At 72.9% G+C, this 15,883-nt stretch carries 15 protein-coding genes and 1 riboswitch; of the genes, 8 read left to right on the forward strand and 7 right to left on the reverse strand.

What is annotated here, in order from left to right; translation table 11 throughout:
* Positions 1-255: 255 nt before the first annotated feature.
* Positions 256-1,173 (forward strand): hypothetical protein, encoded by a 918-nt coding sequence (locus E1265_RS11990; RefSeq protein WP_132930272.1) that lies wholly within the window; start codon positions 256-258, stop codon positions 1,171-1,173.
* 15 nt (positions 1,174-1,188) lie between these two features.
* Here E1265_RS11990 and E1265_RS11995 read toward each other — a convergent pair whose 3' ends face one another.
* Genes E1265_RS11995 through E1265_RS12010 form a run of 4 tightly spaced genes read right to left on the reverse strand, consistent with a single transcriptional unit; the run spans position 1,189 to position 5,191 of the window.
* The gene (locus E1265_RS11995; RefSeq protein WP_132930273.1) at positions 1,189-2,025 is read right to left on the reverse strand and encodes a class II fructose-bisphosphate aldolase; all 837 of its coding nucleotides are present in this window, start codon (positions 2,023-2,025) and stop codon (positions 1,189-1,191) included.
* Positions 2,016-3,182, reverse strand: a complete 1,167-nt coding sequence (gene nagA, locus E1265_RS12000) for an N-acetylglucosamine-6-phosphate deacetylase (protein ID WP_243740710.1) — start codon at positions 3,180-3,182, stop codon at positions 2,016-2,018. The genes E1265_RS11995 and nagA overlap by 10 nt, the downstream gene beginning before the upstream one ends.
* Positions 3,179-4,159: an ROK family protein gene (locus tag E1265_RS12005; protein ID WP_279571422.1), complete on the reverse strand. Its 981-nt coding sequence runs from the start codon at positions 4,157-4,159 to the stop codon at positions 3,179-3,181. Before E1265_RS12005 ends, nagA begins: the two co-directional genes overlap by 4 nt.
* 42 nt (positions 4,160-4,201) lie before the next feature.
* Positions 4,202-5,191: an SIS domain-containing protein gene (locus E1265_RS12010; RefSeq protein ID WP_132930274.1), complete on the reverse strand. Its 990-nt coding sequence runs from the start codon at positions 5,189-5,191 to the stop codon at positions 4,202-4,204.
* A gap of 85 nt (positions 5,192-5,276) precedes the next feature.
* Here E1265_RS12010 and E1265_RS12015 point away from each other — a divergent pair, with 85 nt between their 5' ends.
* Positions 5,277-5,546, forward strand: a complete 270-nt coding sequence (locus E1265_RS12015; RefSeq protein WP_132930275.1) for a DUF3263 domain-containing protein — start codon at positions 5,277-5,279, stop codon at positions 5,544-5,546.
* Positions 5,547-5,587: 41 nt separating this feature from the next.
* Here E1265_RS12015 and E1265_RS12020 read toward each other — a convergent pair whose 3' ends face one another.
* Entirely contained in the window at positions 5,588-5,845 is a 258-nt protein-coding gene (locus E1265_RS12020) for a Txe/YoeB family addiction module toxin (protein ID WP_132930276.1), read from the reverse strand.
* A 154-nt stretch (positions 5,846-5,999) separates the two neighbouring features.
* Here E1265_RS12020 and otsB point away from each other — a divergent pair, with 154 nt between their 5' ends.
* The gene (gene otsB / locus E1265_RS12025) at positions 6,000-6,824 is read left to right on the forward strand and encodes a trehalose-phosphatase (RefSeq protein WP_132930277.1); all 825 of its coding nucleotides are present in this window, start codon (positions 6,000-6,002) and stop codon (positions 6,822-6,824) included.
* A gap of 65 nt (positions 6,825-6,889) precedes the next feature.
* Positions 6,890-8,164: a serine hydrolase domain-containing protein gene (locus E1265_RS12030; protein ID WP_243740711.1), complete on the forward strand. Its 1,275-nt coding sequence runs from the start codon at positions 6,890-6,892 to the stop codon at positions 8,162-8,164.
* A 226-nt stretch (positions 8,165-8,390) separates the two neighbouring features.
* Here E1265_RS12030 and E1265_RS12035 read toward each other — a convergent pair whose 3' ends face one another.
* Together E1265_RS12035 and E1265_RS12040 are read right to left on the reverse strand one after the other, a co-directional pair.
* Complete coding sequence (locus E1265_RS12035; RefSeq protein ID WP_132930278.1) at positions 8,391-9,812, reverse strand: trehalose-6-phosphate synthase; 1,422 nt, start codon at positions 9,810-9,812, stop codon at positions 8,391-8,393.
* A gap of 119 nt (positions 9,813-9,931) precedes the next feature.
* A complete protein-coding gene (locus E1265_RS12040; protein ID WP_132930279.1) occupies positions 9,932-10,897 on the reverse strand; it encodes a glucosyl-3-phosphoglycerate synthase in 966 nt (321 codons plus the stop codon).
* Positions 10,898-11,227: 330 nt separating this feature from the next.
* Positions 11,228-11,397: riboswitch (SAM riboswitch) on the forward strand.
* 17 nt (positions 11,398-11,414) lie between these two features.
* Between E1265_RS12040 and thrC the strand changes: the two genes are divergently transcribed.
* The 4 genes from thrC (at position 11,415) to groL (ending at position 15,596) form a co-directional block, all read left to right on the forward strand.
* Complete coding sequence (thrC, locus tag E1265_RS12045; RefSeq protein ID WP_132930280.1) at positions 11,415-12,704, forward strand: threonine synthase; 1,290 nt, start codon at positions 11,415-11,417, stop codon at positions 12,702-12,704.
* 46 nt (positions 12,705-12,750) lie between these two features.
* Positions 12,751-13,026 (forward strand): MoaD/ThiS family protein, encoded by a 276-nt coding sequence (locus E1265_RS12050; RefSeq protein ID WP_132930281.1) that lies wholly within the window; start codon positions 12,751-12,753, stop codon positions 13,024-13,026.
* Between the two features lie 461 nt (positions 13,027-13,487).
* Positions 13,488-13,691, forward strand: coding sequence for a cold-shock protein (locus E1265_RS12055; protein WP_004986573.1), 204 nt, complete (start codon positions 13,488-13,490; stop codon positions 13,689-13,691).
* A 276-nt stretch (positions 13,692-13,967) separates the two neighbouring features.
* Complete coding sequence (gene groL / locus E1265_RS12060; protein ID WP_132930282.1) at positions 13,968-15,596, forward strand: chaperonin GroEL; 1,629 nt, start codon at positions 13,968-13,970, stop codon at positions 15,594-15,596.
* The last annotated feature ends 287 nt before the right edge of the window (positions 15,597-15,883 follow it).

Below are 15,883 nucleotides of genomic sequence, written 5' to 3' on the forward strand. Positions count from 1 at the left end.
GCGGTGCCGATCCCGCTTTCCGCGCCCGATCCGGCGGCGGGAATTCGGCGGGGTTTCGAGGGCGGTCACTCATGCGTCGTGAGGGGCGCGAGTAGCGAAGGTGAATGAAAGGTGACTCGGGTGGCGCGGAGATCCCCGACAAAGTGCGGCCGGGCGATCACGGCGTCAAGTCCCGCGACTTGACGAACGAGGAATGTCACCCGAACGCGGTAGGCTCGCGCCCGAACACCAGCGGTACCTAAGGAGCGGCAGTCGATGAGTGCGGGGAACACCGGCGGCGGAGCGCCCGGCGAGGGCGACGACCCGTTCGCCTATCTCTATCGACCCGAGGCTGGGCAGCCGCAGGCGCCGTCCGGGCCGCGCCAGCCCTCCTACAACCAGGTGAGACCGGTCGGCCAGCGCACCTACGGCGGCCAGCAGGGGCAGCGCGGCGGCTACGGCTACCCCCCGCAGCAGCCCGACGCGCGTTACGCGGCTCCCGAGACCCGCCCGCAGGGCATGCCGCCGGCCGGCCACGGCGGGCACGGCCGCCGCCAGGCCCCCGAGCCCCGGCGCAACGGGCTGCTGATCGGCGCGATCGCGGTGGTGCTCGCCGTGGTGATCGGCGTCGGCGCGGCCATCGTCTTCAGCAGTGACGACGGCGACAACCAGGCCGAGGGCACGGAGACCACCGCCCCGCCGGACGATTCGGGCGGCTCTGAGGGCGAGGGCACGGACGATGACCCGACCGAGGGGCAGACGGAGGAGGAGGCCCCGGAGGGCGCGCTGCCGGTGGCCGAGCTCAGCGACCTGCAGCTGTCCGGGATCGGCGTGGCCTCGGACTTCGAGGGGGCGCGTTCCGCCGACGGCAGTTACGTCGCCGTGCAGAACGCGCCGAACTCCACCATCTCGTGGAGCTTCGAGTTCGACGGCGACCCGGGCGCCTACCGCGTCTACATCGGGTACTCGGTCGCCAGCGACGGCCAGACGATGGGCTTCGCGGTGAACGGCACGCCGCGGCAGGACCCGGTGGAGATGCAGAACTACGGGGCCACCGCGCTCGGCGAGGCCTGGTACGAGACCTGGAAGCAGGTCGACCTGGTCCAGGGCACCAACACCGTGCAGCTCAACTGCGCCGCCTCCTGCGACGTGCTGGTCGACACGCTCGAAGTCAGGGAGAACGTCGACCAGTAGCGCGACCGGCGGCGGTCAGCGCAGCACGCGGATCAGCCGCTCCGCGGCCTCCCGCATGGCCGAGCGGCCGGCGGCCAGGTAGGGGCGAGGGTCGACGGCCCGCGGGGCCCGGTCCAGTTCGGCCCTGACGGCGCGGGTCAGGGCCACGTTGAGGGCCGTGCCGATGTTGATCTTGGTCATGCCGGCCGTCACCGCCCGCCGCAGCTCCTCGTCCGGCACCCCCGAGGAGCCGTGCAGCACCAGCGGGACCCCGGTGGTGGCGGCGAGCCGGGCGATCAGCGGGTGGTCGAGGGCCGCCGTGCGCCGGACCATCGCGTGGGCGCTGCCCACCGCCACCGCGAGCGCGTCCACCCCGGTCGCCGCCACATAGGCCGCCGCCTCCGCCGGATCGGTGCGCACCCCGGGCGCGTGCGCGTCGCCCGCCTTGCCACCGATCCGGCCGAGCTCCGACTCCACGAGCAGCCCGTGCGCGTGTCCGAACCGCACGGCCTCGGCCGTCGCCTTCACGTTCTCGTCGTAGGGCAGCCGCGAGGCGTCGAACATCACCGAGCCGAAGCCGGCCGCCGGCGCGGCGCGCAGTAACTCGCCGTCCGTCACGTGGTCCAGGTGCAGCGCGAGGCTGGCTGGCGAGGCCGCGGCCAACGCGGTGAGCGCGGCGGCCAGCGGCGCGAGCCGGCCGCCGTGGTGGGCCACCGCGTTCTGCGAGACCTGTAACACCACGGGCGCGTGGGCCGCCTCGGCCGCGGCAACCACCGCCTGCGCGTGCTCCAGGGTGATCACGTTGAACGCCGGCAGCGCTCGCCCCGTCGCGAAGGCGGCCGACAGCAGTTCGGCGCACGGCGTCACGGGCAAGGCCGCACCACCCACTCGCCCCGGCGCATCACGCCGACCAGCGCGAGTTCCGCGTCGAAGACCACCAGGTCGGCGTCCTTGCCCTCCTCGATCGAGCCGATCCGGTGGTCGAGGCCGAGCAGCCTGGCCGGGGTGGCGGACAGCGCCCGCACCGCGTCGGGCACGGAGACGCCGTTCACCGTCACGGCGCGCCGGAACGCCATGTCGAGCGTGAGCGTGGATCCCGCGATGGTCCCGACCTCCTGGAGCCTGGCGACCCCGTCGACGACGTCGACCGTCAGGGGCCCCAGCGGGTAGGTGCCGTCCCCCATGCCGGCCGCGCCCATCGCGTCGGTGATCAGCGCCACCCGGTCGGGCCCTGCCGCCTTGTAGGCGAGCCGCAGCGCCGCCGGGTGGAGGTGGACGCCGTCGTCGATGAGCTCCACCGTGACCCGCTCGTCCTCCAGCAGCGCGGCGACCGGGCCCGGGGCGCGGTGGGCGAGCGGCGGCATCGCGTTGAACAGGTGGGTGGCGACCGTGGCGCCGGCGTCGACGGCCCATCGGGTCGTCTCGTAGTCGGCGTCGGTGTGGCCGATCGCGGCGATCACCCCGGCGTCCCGCAGCAGCCGCACCGAGTCGAGGCCGCCGGCGAGCTCGGGCGCGAGCGTCACCATCCGCGCCGTGCCACGGGCGGCGTCGAGCAGCTTCCGCACGTCCGAGGGGTCCGGGTCGCGCAGCAGCGAGGGCTGGTGGGCGCCGCACCGGTTGCGTGCGATGAAGGGGCCCTCGAAGTGCACCCCGGCGAGCTCGCCCTGCTCGACGAGGTCCGCGAGCTCCCCGGCCTGCGCGGCCAGGTCCCCGAGCTCGCCGGTGACCATCGAGGCGACCATCGTGGTGGTGCCGTGCGCGCGATGCGTCGCGATCGCGCGCAGCGCCTCCTCGGCGGTGCCGGCGGAGAACGAGGCGCCGCCGCCGCCGTGCACGTGCAGGTCGACGAAGCCGGGCAGCACCCAGTGGCCGGTCAGGTCGACGACGTCCGCCTGGTCCGACTCGTCGCGCAGGCCGGCCGCGATCCGGCCGCCCTCGACGGTGACCCGGCCGGCCTCGACCACGCCGCCCGGCCGCACCACGGTGGCGCCCGCCAGCACGGTGCGGCCGGCGCGTGACCGCGTGCTCACGACGGCACCACCATCGGCGCGTGGTCCCAGGCGAGCAGCCCGGCGCCCAGACAGCCTGCGGCGTCGCCGAGGCTGGCCGGCACGATCTCGGGCAGGTGGTGGAAGGCGACCGCGCGGGCGGCGAGCGCGGCGCGCAGCGGGGTGAGCAGCGTCTCGCCGGCCTCGGCAAGACCGCCGCCGACGATCAGGGTGCGTGGATCGAGGAGGCTGATGGCGGCCAGCAGCCCGTCGGCGAGGGCGTCGACCGCCCGCGCCCAGACGGCGGCGGCGCGCGGGTCGCCAGCGGCGACGGCGCGCGCGGCGTCGGCCGCGTCGAGCCCTGGGGCGCCGGCGGCCGCGGCCCAGGCGCGGCCCACGGCGGCCGCCGAGGCGACGGCCTCCAGGCAGCCGCGCTGCCCGCAGCCGCAGAGCGGGCCGCCGGGGCGCACCACGACGTGGCCGAGCTCGCCGGCCCTGCCGTGCGCGCCGGGCTCGGCTCGGCCCTCGATCGCCAGCGCCGCGGCGATGCCGGTGCCGAGCGCGACCAGCAGGAACCGGTCGACGCCGGTGCCGGCGCCGAACCGCCCCTCGGCCAGCGCGGCGACGCGCAGGTCGTGCCCGAGGGCGACTGGCACCCCGCCGCCGAGCCGCTCCGTCAGCAGCCGGCGGATCGGGACGTCACGCCAGCCGAGGTTGGCCGAGTAGACGGCGACGCCGGCCGCCTCGTCCACGACGCCGGGAAGCGCGACGCCGGCGGCGGCCGGCGGCCGGCCGAAGCGCTCCTCGCCGGCCGCGCGCAGCTCGCCGGCGAAGTCCAGGATCGCGGGCACCGCGCCGTCGGGGCCCGCGGCGGCGCCGGTCGGCCGGCGGGTCTCGAACCGGGGGACGTTGTCGGGGCCGGTCAGCGCGGCCTTCATGGTGGTGCCGCCCACGTCGAGCGCGATCACGTAGGAGTCGTGGGCTTCTTCGGCGACTTGGCCGTCTGGGGGAAGGCTCACAGGCGCAAGTCTCGCCCCAGAAGCGCTGAGAGGTCTAGTCCACTACGCGGTTCCTTCCGGGAGAACGACGGAACGGGTGAGGTGACGCGGCCGGTCGGGATCCAGGCCGCGGGCCGCCGCCACGGCCACCGCGAGCCGCTGGGCGCGGACCAGACGGGCCATCGGGTCGAGCGCGTCCCCGGGCACCAACAGCGCGCCGGTGCGGCGGACTTCGTCCGCGAGCCCGCGCGGAACGGCGCCGAGCGGCCACACCACACGCCCGGGCGCGGCCACCGCGATCGGACCGTGCCGGTACTCCATCGCCGGATACGCCTCCGTCCAGGCGCCGGCCGCCTCACGCAGCTTCAACGCGGCCTCCAACGCGAGACCGTGGCTCCAGCCCTCGCCGAGGAACGTCCACTGCTCGGCCGACACGACCGCGGCGTCCAGCGGCTGACCGAGCGCCAGCTCGGCGTCGTCGGCGGCCTCGGCCAGTGGCCTGACGCCGGGCGGCAGCGGCCCAGCCGCCGCGAGCGCGGCGCGCAGGAACGCCAGTGCGGTGGTCGCGAACCGGGTCTGCACCACGGACCGCTCGTCGGCGTAGTCGAGAACGACGACGTGCCGGGCGGCGCGCAGCACGGGCGAGGCGGGATCGGCGGTGAGCACGAGCACCGGCACGGCCGACCGCCGCGCGCGCAACGCGGCGAGCAGCTCCAGGACCTCGGTCGTGGTGCCCGACCTGGTGATGGCCACCACCCGGTCGTAGCCGCGGGCGACGGGGAACGCGGAGGCGGCGAAGGCGTCCGTCTCGCCCTGCCCGGCGGCCTCGCGCAGCGCGGCGTACGACTGGGCGACGAACCACGAGGTGCCGCAGCCGGTCACGGCCACCCGCTCGCCGGGGCGCGGCAGCGCGTCGGCGAGGCCGCCGGCGTGCGCCGTGCGCGCGTCGCGCTCGGCGCGTCGCCAGCAGTCCGGCTGGGTCGCCAACTCCCGCTCGGTCACGGTCGGTTCCGGCTCGACTTCGGCGGTTTCCGCGGTTTCGGCGGCGGACATCGGGACTCCTCACACGCGGCGGCGTTCCCTCAGGTAACGCACTACCCAGGGGCCGAGTGTCCGAGGCCCGGCATAAACTGCCCGGGTGAGGACAGAGGGGGAAGGACAGGACGCGGCCGGCGGTACCGCCGAAGGACTGTCCGCGCGCGACCGGGCGATCCTCGCCGTCGAGCGCGCCTCCTGGCCGCGCGCCGGCGCGAAGGAGCGGGTGATCAGGGAGCGGCTCGGCCTCTCCCCGACCCGCTACTACCAGCTGTTGAACGCCCTCCTCGATGATCCCGCCGCGCTGGCCCACGACCCCGTCACCGTCAACCGCCTCCGCGCGAGGCGAGCGCGCCAGCGCGCCGACCGCTAGCGGTGGGTCGGCCCCGCCCCACCCTTCCGCGTGACCGGCCGTCACTCGTAGCGGTAGCGGGCCTGGACGGTGATCAGCTCGTCATCCTTGGGCTTGTGCACCAAGCGGTGCTCGTCGTCGATCCGTCGCGACCAGTAGCCGGCGAGCTGCTGTCGGAGTGGCTCGGGCTTGCCGATGCCGTTGACCAGGTCACGCAGCGCCTCGCCGATGAGCCGGTTGATCCGTCGAATCGTCTTCCGGTCGGTCTCGGTCCAGTGGAGACAGTCCGCCCAACCACGAGTGGTGAGGGAGAGCTTCACACGACAGCGGCCCGTCCCGGACCGTCATCCTCATCGCCGACGTCGATGAGTTCGACGCGCGTCGCTGGCGCTGATGGACATGGCGGGCACCTTCCCGCTGCGAGGGAATGACGCCCTCCGGCCTGTTGGGGCCTCCGCTGGGTATGGTCGCCGCATGGGCAACCTTCCCGAACCGCGGACGGATGAGGGCCGGGCCGGCCTTCGGGCCATCGTCGGGGCGCCGACGCGGGCGTTGTTGGCCTTCGACTTCGACGGGACCCTGGCGCCGATCGTCGAGGACCCGGCGCTGGCCACGGCACACCCGGACGCGCTGCCCGCGCTGGCGCGGCTGGCCGGCCGGGTGGCGGCGGTGGCGATCGTCACCGGGCGACCGGCCGGAGTGGCCGTGCGGCTCGGCGGTTTCGAGGCGCACCCGGAGCTGGCCGGGCTCGTGGTCCTCGGCGCTTACGGCGCCGAGCGCTGGGAGGCGGCCACCGGCGAGCTGAGCGTGCCGCCACCGCACCCCGGGATCGCGGCGGTCCGGCTCGAACTGGCGGCGTTGGCCCGCCGCGCCGGCGCGCACCTGGAGGACAAGGGCAACGCGCTGGCCCTGCACACCCGCCGCGCCCCGGACCCGGACGGCGCCTTCGCCGCGCTGCGCGGCCGGTTGACCGAGCTGGCCGCCGGACACGGCCTGGTGCTCGAGCCGGGGCGGCAGGTGCTCGAACTGCGGCCGCCCGGGATGGACAAGGGCGCGGCGCTGACCGCGCTGGTCGGGGAGAGGGACGCCGGTGCCGTGCTGTACGCGGGCGACGACCTGGGCGATCTGGCCGCCTTCGAGGCGGTCGCCAAGCTGCGCGACTCGGGCGTGCCCGGTCTTCGGGTGTGCAGCGGCAGCGCCGAGGTGCCGCAGCTGGCCGACGCGACCGATCTGACCGTTCCAGGGCCGGCCGGACTCGCCGCGTTCCTCGGCGAACTGGCCGAGGCGATGGGGGGCTAGCACTACCCCGAGGACACGTGCTGGCTGGATGTTCTCCGGAGTTGACGCTCCGTAGCGTGTGAACCATGACGAGGAGCAGCAGGACCAGCAGGACCAGCAGGCGGTTCATGGGAGCACCTCCCCGCGTTGGCTGGGGGAGGGTGGCCAGGGCCAGGGTGGCCCTGGCGGCGGTGGGCATCGGGGCGATCGGTGCGGCCAGCGTGCTGGGCTCGGGTGCCTGGGCGCAGGCGGTGCCCGCTGACGGCGCGGACCGAGGCGCGTTGCGGCGGGACGCCGACGCGGTGCGGGACACGGGCGCCAGCGGGCTGGTGGTCCAGGCGCGGGACGCGGCCGGGCGGAACCTGGAGGCCAGGTCGGGCGTCGCCGACCTGGAGGAGGGCGGCCAGGTGCCCTTCCACGCGTACTACCGGATCGGCAGCGACACCAAGACGTTCGTGGCCGTGGTCGCCCTCCAGCTGGTCGCCGAGGGCACGTTGAGCCTCGACGACACCGTGGAGCAGTGGCTGCCCGGGGTGGTCACGGGCAACGGCAACGACGGAAGCCGCATCACGATCCGCAACCTGCTCCAGCACACCAGCGGTCTCGCCAACTACACGGACATCCTCTTCGGGGACCCGGACCAGCTGACGCCCGAGAACTACCTCGCGCAACGGTTCACGCCCCGCGCGCCCGAGGACAAGGTCGCGCTGGCCATGTCGCAGGCCCCCGGCTGGCTGCCGGACGCCGACGACCCGGCCGCCGAGACCCGCTGGTCCTACTCCAACACCAACTACGTGCTGGCCGGCATGATCATCGAGAGGGCCACCGGACACCCCTGGGAGCAGGAGGTGCACGAGCGGATCATCGAACCGCTCGACCTGCGCCACACCCTGAACCCGGGCACCTCCGCCTACGTGCCCCAGCCCACCGCCACCGCCTACCTCCAGTTCCCGGGGCGGGACGACCTCACCGACACCACGCTCTCCGCGGACGGCGGCGCCGACGGCGGCATCATCAGCACCACGAGCGACATGAACACCTTCCTGCGCGCCCTGATGGCCGGCACCCTGCTGCCGGCCGAGCAGCTGGCGCAGATGCGCACCACCGTGCCGGCCGACTTCGGCCACCCCGAGGCCGGATACGGGCTCGGCATAGCCTGGCGCCCGGTCGAGGGCTGCGGCGAGGGGGTCTGGTACCACGGCGGTACCTCGTTCGGCACCTACTCGGAGGCCGCCGTCACGCCGGACGGCGAGGTCTCGGCCGCCTCGGCCGTCTTCACCACCCGGATCGGCGACCAGGAACGCTTCGAGGCCCAGGCGGAGGCCACGGTCGCCATGATCGACCGCGCGGTCTGCGGTTAGTCCCGGCCGGCAGGGGGCACCCGGCGCGGGTGACAGACCACGACCGTGAACCAGTGCCCCCGCCGCCCAAGCCGCCCCCGGTACCACCGGAGCCGGTGCCCCCGGTGCCCGAGCCGCCGCGGCCGGTGCGGCCCGGTCCGGACGAGCCGACGCCGCCACCCGAGCCGCTGCCGAAGCCGCCCAAGCCGATGCCGCCGGCCGAGCCGGGTGGCTGAACCGCGGCGCCTCAGGCCGCCAGGCCGGTGAGCTGGGCGAGGAACCAGTCGGTGGGGGGCAGTGCCGTGGCCGCCGTGGCCAGGCGCTCGCTGCGCCTGGCCCGCTCCTCTGGCGGCATGGTCAGCGCCCGGTGCAGTGCCTGCGCGGTGCCCGCGATGTCGTAGGGGTTGATCAGCAGCGCGTCCTCGCCGAGCTCGGTCGCGGCGCCCGCCTCCCGGGAGAGCACCAGGGCCACGCCCTCCTCGGAGATCACCGGGACCTCCTTGGCCACCAGGTTCATGCCGTCCCTGACGGGGTTGACCAGCGCCACGTCGGCCAGCCGGTAGGCGGCAAGCGAGCGCGCGAAGTCGTCCTTGACGTGCAGCAGCACCGGGGTCCAGTCGGCCGTGCCGAACTCCGCGTTGATCGCCTCGGAGACCCGCGAGACCTCGGCCGTGTACTCCCGGTAGACCGCCAGGTCCTGCCGGGACGGGTAGGCGAACGCGACGTGCGTGACCCGCCCGTGCCACTCGGGCCGGTCGGTCAGCAGCCGCCGGTAGGCCAGCAGCCCGCGCACGATGTTCTTGGACAGCTCGGTGCGGTCGACCCGCACGATGGTGCGCCGGTCGCCGATCTCGGCCCGCAGCGCGGCGAGACGCTGGTCCACGTCGGGGCGGAACGCCCGCTCCCGCAGGAACTCCGCGTCGGCGCCGAGCGCGTGCACGCCCAGCCTCGTCGTCCCGCCCTCGTGCGCCACCACGTCGCCGGAGACCCCGACGCCCAGCTGGTCGGCGCAGCAGGCGGCGAACGCGTCCGCCCAGCGGCGGGTGTGGAACGCGGCCCGGTCGGAGCCCAGGATGCCGAGCAGCACCCGGCGCGCGATCGGGTCGGGCAGCACCCGGAACAGGTCGGGCGGCGCCCACGGCGTGTGCGCGAAGAAGCCGATCCGCAGGTCGGGGCGGCGCTCCCGCAGCATGCTCGGCACCAGAGACAGGTGGTAGTCCTGCACCAGCACGGCGGCGCCCTCGCCCGCCTCCTCGGCCAGCGCCTCGGCGAAGGCCGCGTTGTACGCCTCGTAGCCCGCCCAGCGCTCCTCGAACGTCTCGTCGAAGACGGGCTCGAGCGGCGTCTGGTAGAGCAGGTGGTGGACGAACCAGAGCACCGAGTTGGCCACCCCGTTGTAGGCGGCGTCGTAGGTGGCGGGCGGGATCCGCAGCATCCGCACCGACTGGCCGCCGGTGTCGGCGGCCGGCAGCGTACCGCCGAAGCGGTCCACCGCGGCCCGGTCGCCGTCGCCGAGGGCCGCGCACACCCAGGTGCCGGCGCGGGAGCCGAGCGCCATCAGGCCCGACACGACGCCGCCGCCACCGCGCCGCGCGGTGAGGGAGCCGTCGGCCCCCACCGAGTAGCTGACCGGGCCGCGGTTGGACGCGACCAGAACTTCGGTCGTCATCGAAGCTCCCTGGGGAGGTCGAGGTGCCGGGGCGGGAGTGCACTCCGGAGGCTAGCCAGCAAGGGAGCGGGTGAAACGTGCGACACGTCACACCCGCCCCAGGCCTCCCCGCGCGGCGGCTACGCCGCCTGGCGCGCCGTGTACTCGGGGATCGTGGACATCGGCGGGCGCTCCTCCGCGTTGATCAGGTGGGTCCTGGGCTGGAAGCCGCCCTCCTCGCCGCGGTCGAACTGGGTCATGTCGAGACGCATCGGCAGCACGGAGCCCGGCAGCCGGCACTGCGCGGTGCGCATGATCGCCGCTGCCATCCGGCCGAGCGCCTGCCCGTCCTGGTGGCGGTGCTTGCGCACCCCCACGTCGACCTGGGCCAGCGCGTCCAGGCCCGCCGCGTTCAGCGTGTCGATGAGCAGGCCGAGCTCCACGCCGTAGCCGACGGGGAACGGCAGCCGCTCGAGCAGCGAGCGGCGGGCCGCGTACTCGCCGCCCAGCGGTTGGACCACGCCGGCCAGCTGCGGCCAGTGCAGGTTGAGCAGCGGGCGGGCCACCAGCTCGGTGACCCGGCCGCCCTGGTGGGCGCCGGCCGGCTTGTCGCCGAGCGGACGGTCGTACATGGCCTTGACCAGCTGCACGTCGGGGTCGGTGAGCAGGGGCCCGACTATGCCCGAGACGAAGGTGGAATCGAACTCCCTCAGGTCGGCGTCGACGAAACAGATGATCTCGCCGCTCGCCGCCATCAGCGAGCGCCACAGCACCTCGCCCTTACCCGGGACGGTCGGCATCCGCGGCAGGATCTCATCGCGGTGCACGACCTTCGCGCCCGCTGCGGCTGCGGCCTCCGAGGTGCGGTCGGTGGAGCCGGAATCCACCACCAGCAGTTCATCGATGAGCGGCACGCGCTCCATCAGGTCGCGCCGGAGCGCTTCCACGATGGCACCGACGGTCGCCTCCTCGTTCAGCGCGGGGAGTACCACGCTGATGCTCCCTGCCGCCCCTGCTGCCCGCTTCGCGTTCAACAGCCGCGGCAGCGGGCGGTCAGCGGCGGTCCAGGACCGGCGGCTCAGCCACTCCTCTGCCTCTTCCAGCACGAATGTCGCTCCTGTTCGCGTTCGGCCATATCGAGTATCTTTTGGCCACCATTGCATCGTTTGGCCGTATCTGCCCTATATCGGCGTACCCGAATCCGCCGAGACCATGTTTTTCGGTGGGTCCGCTTCTGGTCCGACTTCTCCCGGTCGCCGCTGGCGGCCTCAGGCCCGCGTCAGTGCACGGCTGTCTCCCGGATCGCCCACTGTCCTCCCGTGTCTCCTCGTGTCTCGCGTATCGGACGGCCCGGGCCATTGTGGGGGGCGTCGGTTACAGTCTCGAACAGCGCAGGTGTCCTCCGCATATCGGGGGGCGCGCCGACAACCGCATAGAGCTCATCCAGAGGGGCAGAGGGAACGGCCCGTTGAAGCCCCGGCAACCCTTCCGCCGGTTCTCGTGACGCGGTGTGACGGTCGGTGACGACCGCGCCCGGGCGAGGCTCACCGGTGGGGAAGGTGCCAATTCCGGCCCGAGGCGAGAGTCGCCCCGGGGAAGATGAGGAGAAGGGCCTCCACAGCCATGTCCGTGCTGACCACAGCCGACTCGTCACCCACCGCAGCCGTCGACCTCGGTCCCGCCGCCGCGCTCTCCTGTCGGGAGTGCGGGGAGCGCTTCCCGCTCAGCCCGATCTTCGCCTGTGCCTCCTGTTTCGGGCCGCTCGAGATCGCGTACGACCTGCCGAGCGGCGACCCCGAGGGTCTGCGCCGGCGTATCGAGGCCGGCCCCAAGAGCATCTGGCGTTACGCTCCGCTGCTGCCCGTGCCGGCGGACGTCGCCGACAAGCCCAATCTGAACCCCGGCTTCACCCCGCTGGTGAAGGCCGACCGGCTGGCCGCCGAGCTCGGCGTGACCGGCCCGCTCTACGTCAAGGACGACTCAGGCAACCCGACCCACTCCTTCAAGGACCGAGTGGTCGCACAGGCGCTTGAGGCAGCGCGCGCCTTCGGATTCACCACCCTGTCGTGCTCCTCCACCGGCAACCTGGCCGGCGCCGTCGGCGCCGCCGCGGCCCGCGCCGGGCTGCGCGCCTGCGTCTTCATCCCGCGCGACCTGGAGCAGGCCAAGGTGGTCATGGCGGCCGTCTACGGCGGCGACGTGGTGGCCATCGAGGGCAGCTACGACGACGTCAACCGCTTCTGCAGCGAGCTCATCGGCGACCCGATCGGCGAGGGCTGGGGCTTCGTGAACGTCAACCTCCGCCCCTACTACGCGGAGGGCTCCAAGACGCTGGCCTTCGAGATCTGCGAGCAGCTCGGCTGGCGGCTGCCCGACCAGCTGGTCATCCCGATCGCCTCCGGATCCCAGCTCACCAAGATCGACAAGGGGCTCAAGGAGCTGATCGCCACCGGTCTCGTCGAGGAGAAGCCGTACAAGATCTTCGGCGCCCAGGCCGAGGGGTGCTCGCCGGTCTCGCAGGCGTTCCGGGACGGCCACGACGTGGTCAGGCCGGTCAAGCCGAACACCATCGCCAAGTCGCTGGCCATCGGCAACCCGGCGGACGGCCCCTACGTGCTGGACATCGCGCGCCGCACCGGCGGCGCGGTCGCCGACGTCACGGACGAGCAGATCGTGTCCGCGATCAAGCTGCTGGCCAGGACCGAGGGGATCTTCACCGAGACGGCGGGCGGCGTGACGCTCGGCGTGGCCAGGAAGCTGCTGGAGGAGGGCACCCTCGACCCCTCGCTGACCACCGTCGTCGTGAACACCGGCGACGGCCTGAAGACTCTGGACGCGGTCGCCTCCGAGACGGGCCCGACCGCGACGATCCCCCCGAGCCTGGACGCCTTCCGTCAGGCCGGCCTGGCGTGACCGTCGACCCCGTCCCCAGTCCAACCCTCACGGGAGGTAGAAACACATGAGCGTGACCGTCCGGATCCCCACCATCCTCCGCACCTACACCGGCGGCCGGGCCGAGGTGTCGGCCGAGGGGCAGACGCTGGCCGAGGTGCTGGCCGACCTCGACCGCAACCACCAGGGGATCGCCGCCCGGGTGCTGGACGACGAGGGCCGGTTGCGTCGGTTCGTCAACGTTTATGTGAACGACGACGACGTGCGCTTCACGGAAGGACTGCTGACCCCGACGCCGGACGGCGCGGGCGTGTCGATCATCCCTGCCGTCGCCGGAGGCTGATCTTCCGTTTGTCTGGTAAGCGGTCATTACCACCGCAAATCCCCAGCTCCACACGCACTCCACGACCGCCCCGAGCCCGTCCGGCTCGGGGCGGTCGGGCGTCCCGGTGGCGATAGAGTGAGCCCCGGACCGCCCCCTGGCCGATGCCAGCCGCATATGAATTCGCGACAGCTGGCGCAAATATTGTGCCGAAAATCGACGTACGAATTGTCGGGTTGGGGCGATAAGGCCATGGCGAAAGATTCAACTTTCAGCTAAAATATGGCATTTGCCCGTTCTGTCGTGCCAAGAATTCTCTCTTGAATGGCCTGTTGCACTGGGCGTCCGTCCAGATACATTCAGCGGCGGTCGACGCGTTCCGGCGCACACCCCCACACCGCCCGGGGGTTGGGTCTGAGAGGTCTGACCCGGGCCCGCGAAGTGCGGTCTCGTGAAAGGGCCAGCAAAATGGGGAGTTAGGAATGGCTCAGGGCACCGTCAAGTGGTTCAACGCGGAGAAGGGCTACGGCTTCATCGCGGTAGACGGTGGTGCGGACGTGTTCGTCCACTACAGCGCGATTCAGATGGACGGCTACCGCACCCTGGAAGAGGGACAGCGGGTCGAGTTCGAGATCTCTCAGGGTCAGAAGGGGCCTCAGGCCGACATGGTCCGGGTGACCGCCTGAATCGCCGACCGTACCGCGGCCTCACCGCCGAGGGCCCGTGCCCGCACCCCGGGTGCGGGCCCTCGGCGTGCCCGCACCCCCTCTGCACGCTTGCACTCTAGGGGTGAGAGTGCTAATCATGGCGTTAGCACTCTCCGAGTGAGAGTGACAGCAAGGACCGGTTCGGTGAGGTCCGCTCGGCAGGTGGGGCAAGGAACCGCCCGTCGGTGGGCCGTCCGTCGCGGGCGCCAGCGCGGTCCGGAGTAATCCACCCCGGTACCTGGGAGGACCCCTTCAATGGCCAAGATCATCGCGTTCAACGAGGAGGCGCGGCGCGGCCTCGAGCGCGGGATGAACCAGCTCGCTGACGCCGTCAAGGTCACGCTCGGCCCCAAGGGTCGCAACGTCGTCCTTGAGAAGAAGTGGGGCGCCCCCACGATCACCAACGACGGCGTCTCCATCGCCAAGGAGATCGAGCTCGAGGACTCCTACGAGAAGATCGGCGCGGAGCTCGTCAAGGAGGTCGCGAAGAAGACCGACGACGTCGCGGGTGACGGCACCACCACCGCCACCGTGCTGGCCCAGGCGCTGGTCCGCGAGGGCCTGCGCAACGTGGCCGCCGGCGCCAACCCGATGGCGCTGAAGCGCGGCATCGAGGCCGCGGTCGAGAAAGTCTCCGAGGCCCTGCTCAACCAGGCCAAGGAGGTCGAGACCAAGGAGCAGATCGCCTCCACCGCCTCCATCTCCGCCGGCGACACCCAGATCGGCGAGCTGATCGCCGAGGCCATGGACAAGGTCGGCAAGGAAGGCGTCATCACCGTCGAGGAGTCGCAGACCTTCGGGCTCGAGCTCGAGCTCACCGAGGGCATGCGCTTCGACAAGGGCTACATCTCGGCCTACTTCGCCACCGACATGGAGCGCATGGAGGCGGAGCTCGAGGACCCCTACATCCTCATCGTCAACTCCAAGGTCGGCAGCGTGAAGGACCTGCTGCCGCTGCTCGAGAAGGTCATGCAGTCCGGCAAGCCGCTGCTGATCATCGCCGAGGACGTCGAGGGCGAGGCGCTGTCCACGCTGGTCGTCAACAAGATCCGTGGCACCTTCAAGTCCGTCGCCGTCAAGGCCCCGGGCTTCGGCGACCGTCGCAAGGCCATGCTGAACGACATCGCCATCCTCACCGGCGGTCAGGTCATCTCCGAGGAGGTCGGCCTCAAGCTGGAGAACGCCACGCTCGACCTGCTGGGCCGCGCCCGCAAGGTGGTCATCACCAAGGACGAGACCACCATCGTCGACGGCGCCGGTGACAGCGAGCAGGTCCAGGGCCGGGTCAACCAGATCCGCGCCGAGATCGAGAACTCGGACTCGGACTACGACCGCGAGAAGCTCCAGGAGCGCCTCGCCAAGCTGGCCGGCGGCGTCGCCGTCATCAAGGCCGGTGCGGCCACCGAGGTGGAGCTGAAGGAGCGCAAGCACCGCATCGAGGACGCGGTGCGCAACGCCAAGGCCGCCGTCGAGGAGGGCATCGTCGCCGGCGGTGGCGTGGCCCTGCTGCAGGCCGCCTCGGTGTTCGAGAAGCTGGAGCTCGAGGGCGACGAGGCGACCGGCGCGGCCGCCGTCAAGCTGGCCCTTGAGGCCCCGCTGAAGCAGATCGCGGTCAACGCCGGCCTCGAGGGCGGCGTCGTGGTCGAGAAGGTCCGCGGCCTGACCCCGGGCCACGGCCTGAACGCGGCGACCGGTGAGTACGTCGACCTGCTGGCCGAGGGCATCATCGACCCGGCCAAGGTCACCCGCTCCGCGCTGCAGAACGCGGCCTCCATCGCGGCGCTGTTCCTCACCACCGAGGCCGTCATCGCCGACAAGCCGGAGAAGGCCGCGGCCGGCGCCGGCGCCGGCGACGCCGGCATGGGCGGTGGCATGGACTTCTGACGGCCTGCGCGCGCCTCACGCGTGGCCGCGCACCGTCATCGAAGTTCGGGAAGGCCCGCCCGGCGGCTCATGACCGCCGGGCGGGCCTTCCGCCATCCCACGCCCCGCGCGGGGCACGCCCCCGCGCCGGCGGCCGCCAGGCCGGGCCGGGCGCGCAACAGCCGCGCGTAGCGCGCTCGGCGGCGCAGCCGTTACCCCCGCGCGGAGGGCGCGGAAGGGCGGATGGGTGGGGGAGAGCCGGCGCGGAGCGCCGTGTGGGCGCAGCCGCCAGCCGCGGAGCGCGGAAG

Source organism: Streptomyces sp. 8K308 (assembly GCF_004348315.1).
Classification (GTDB): Bacteria; Actinomycetota; Actinomycetes; order Streptomycetales; family Streptomycetaceae; genus Streptomyces.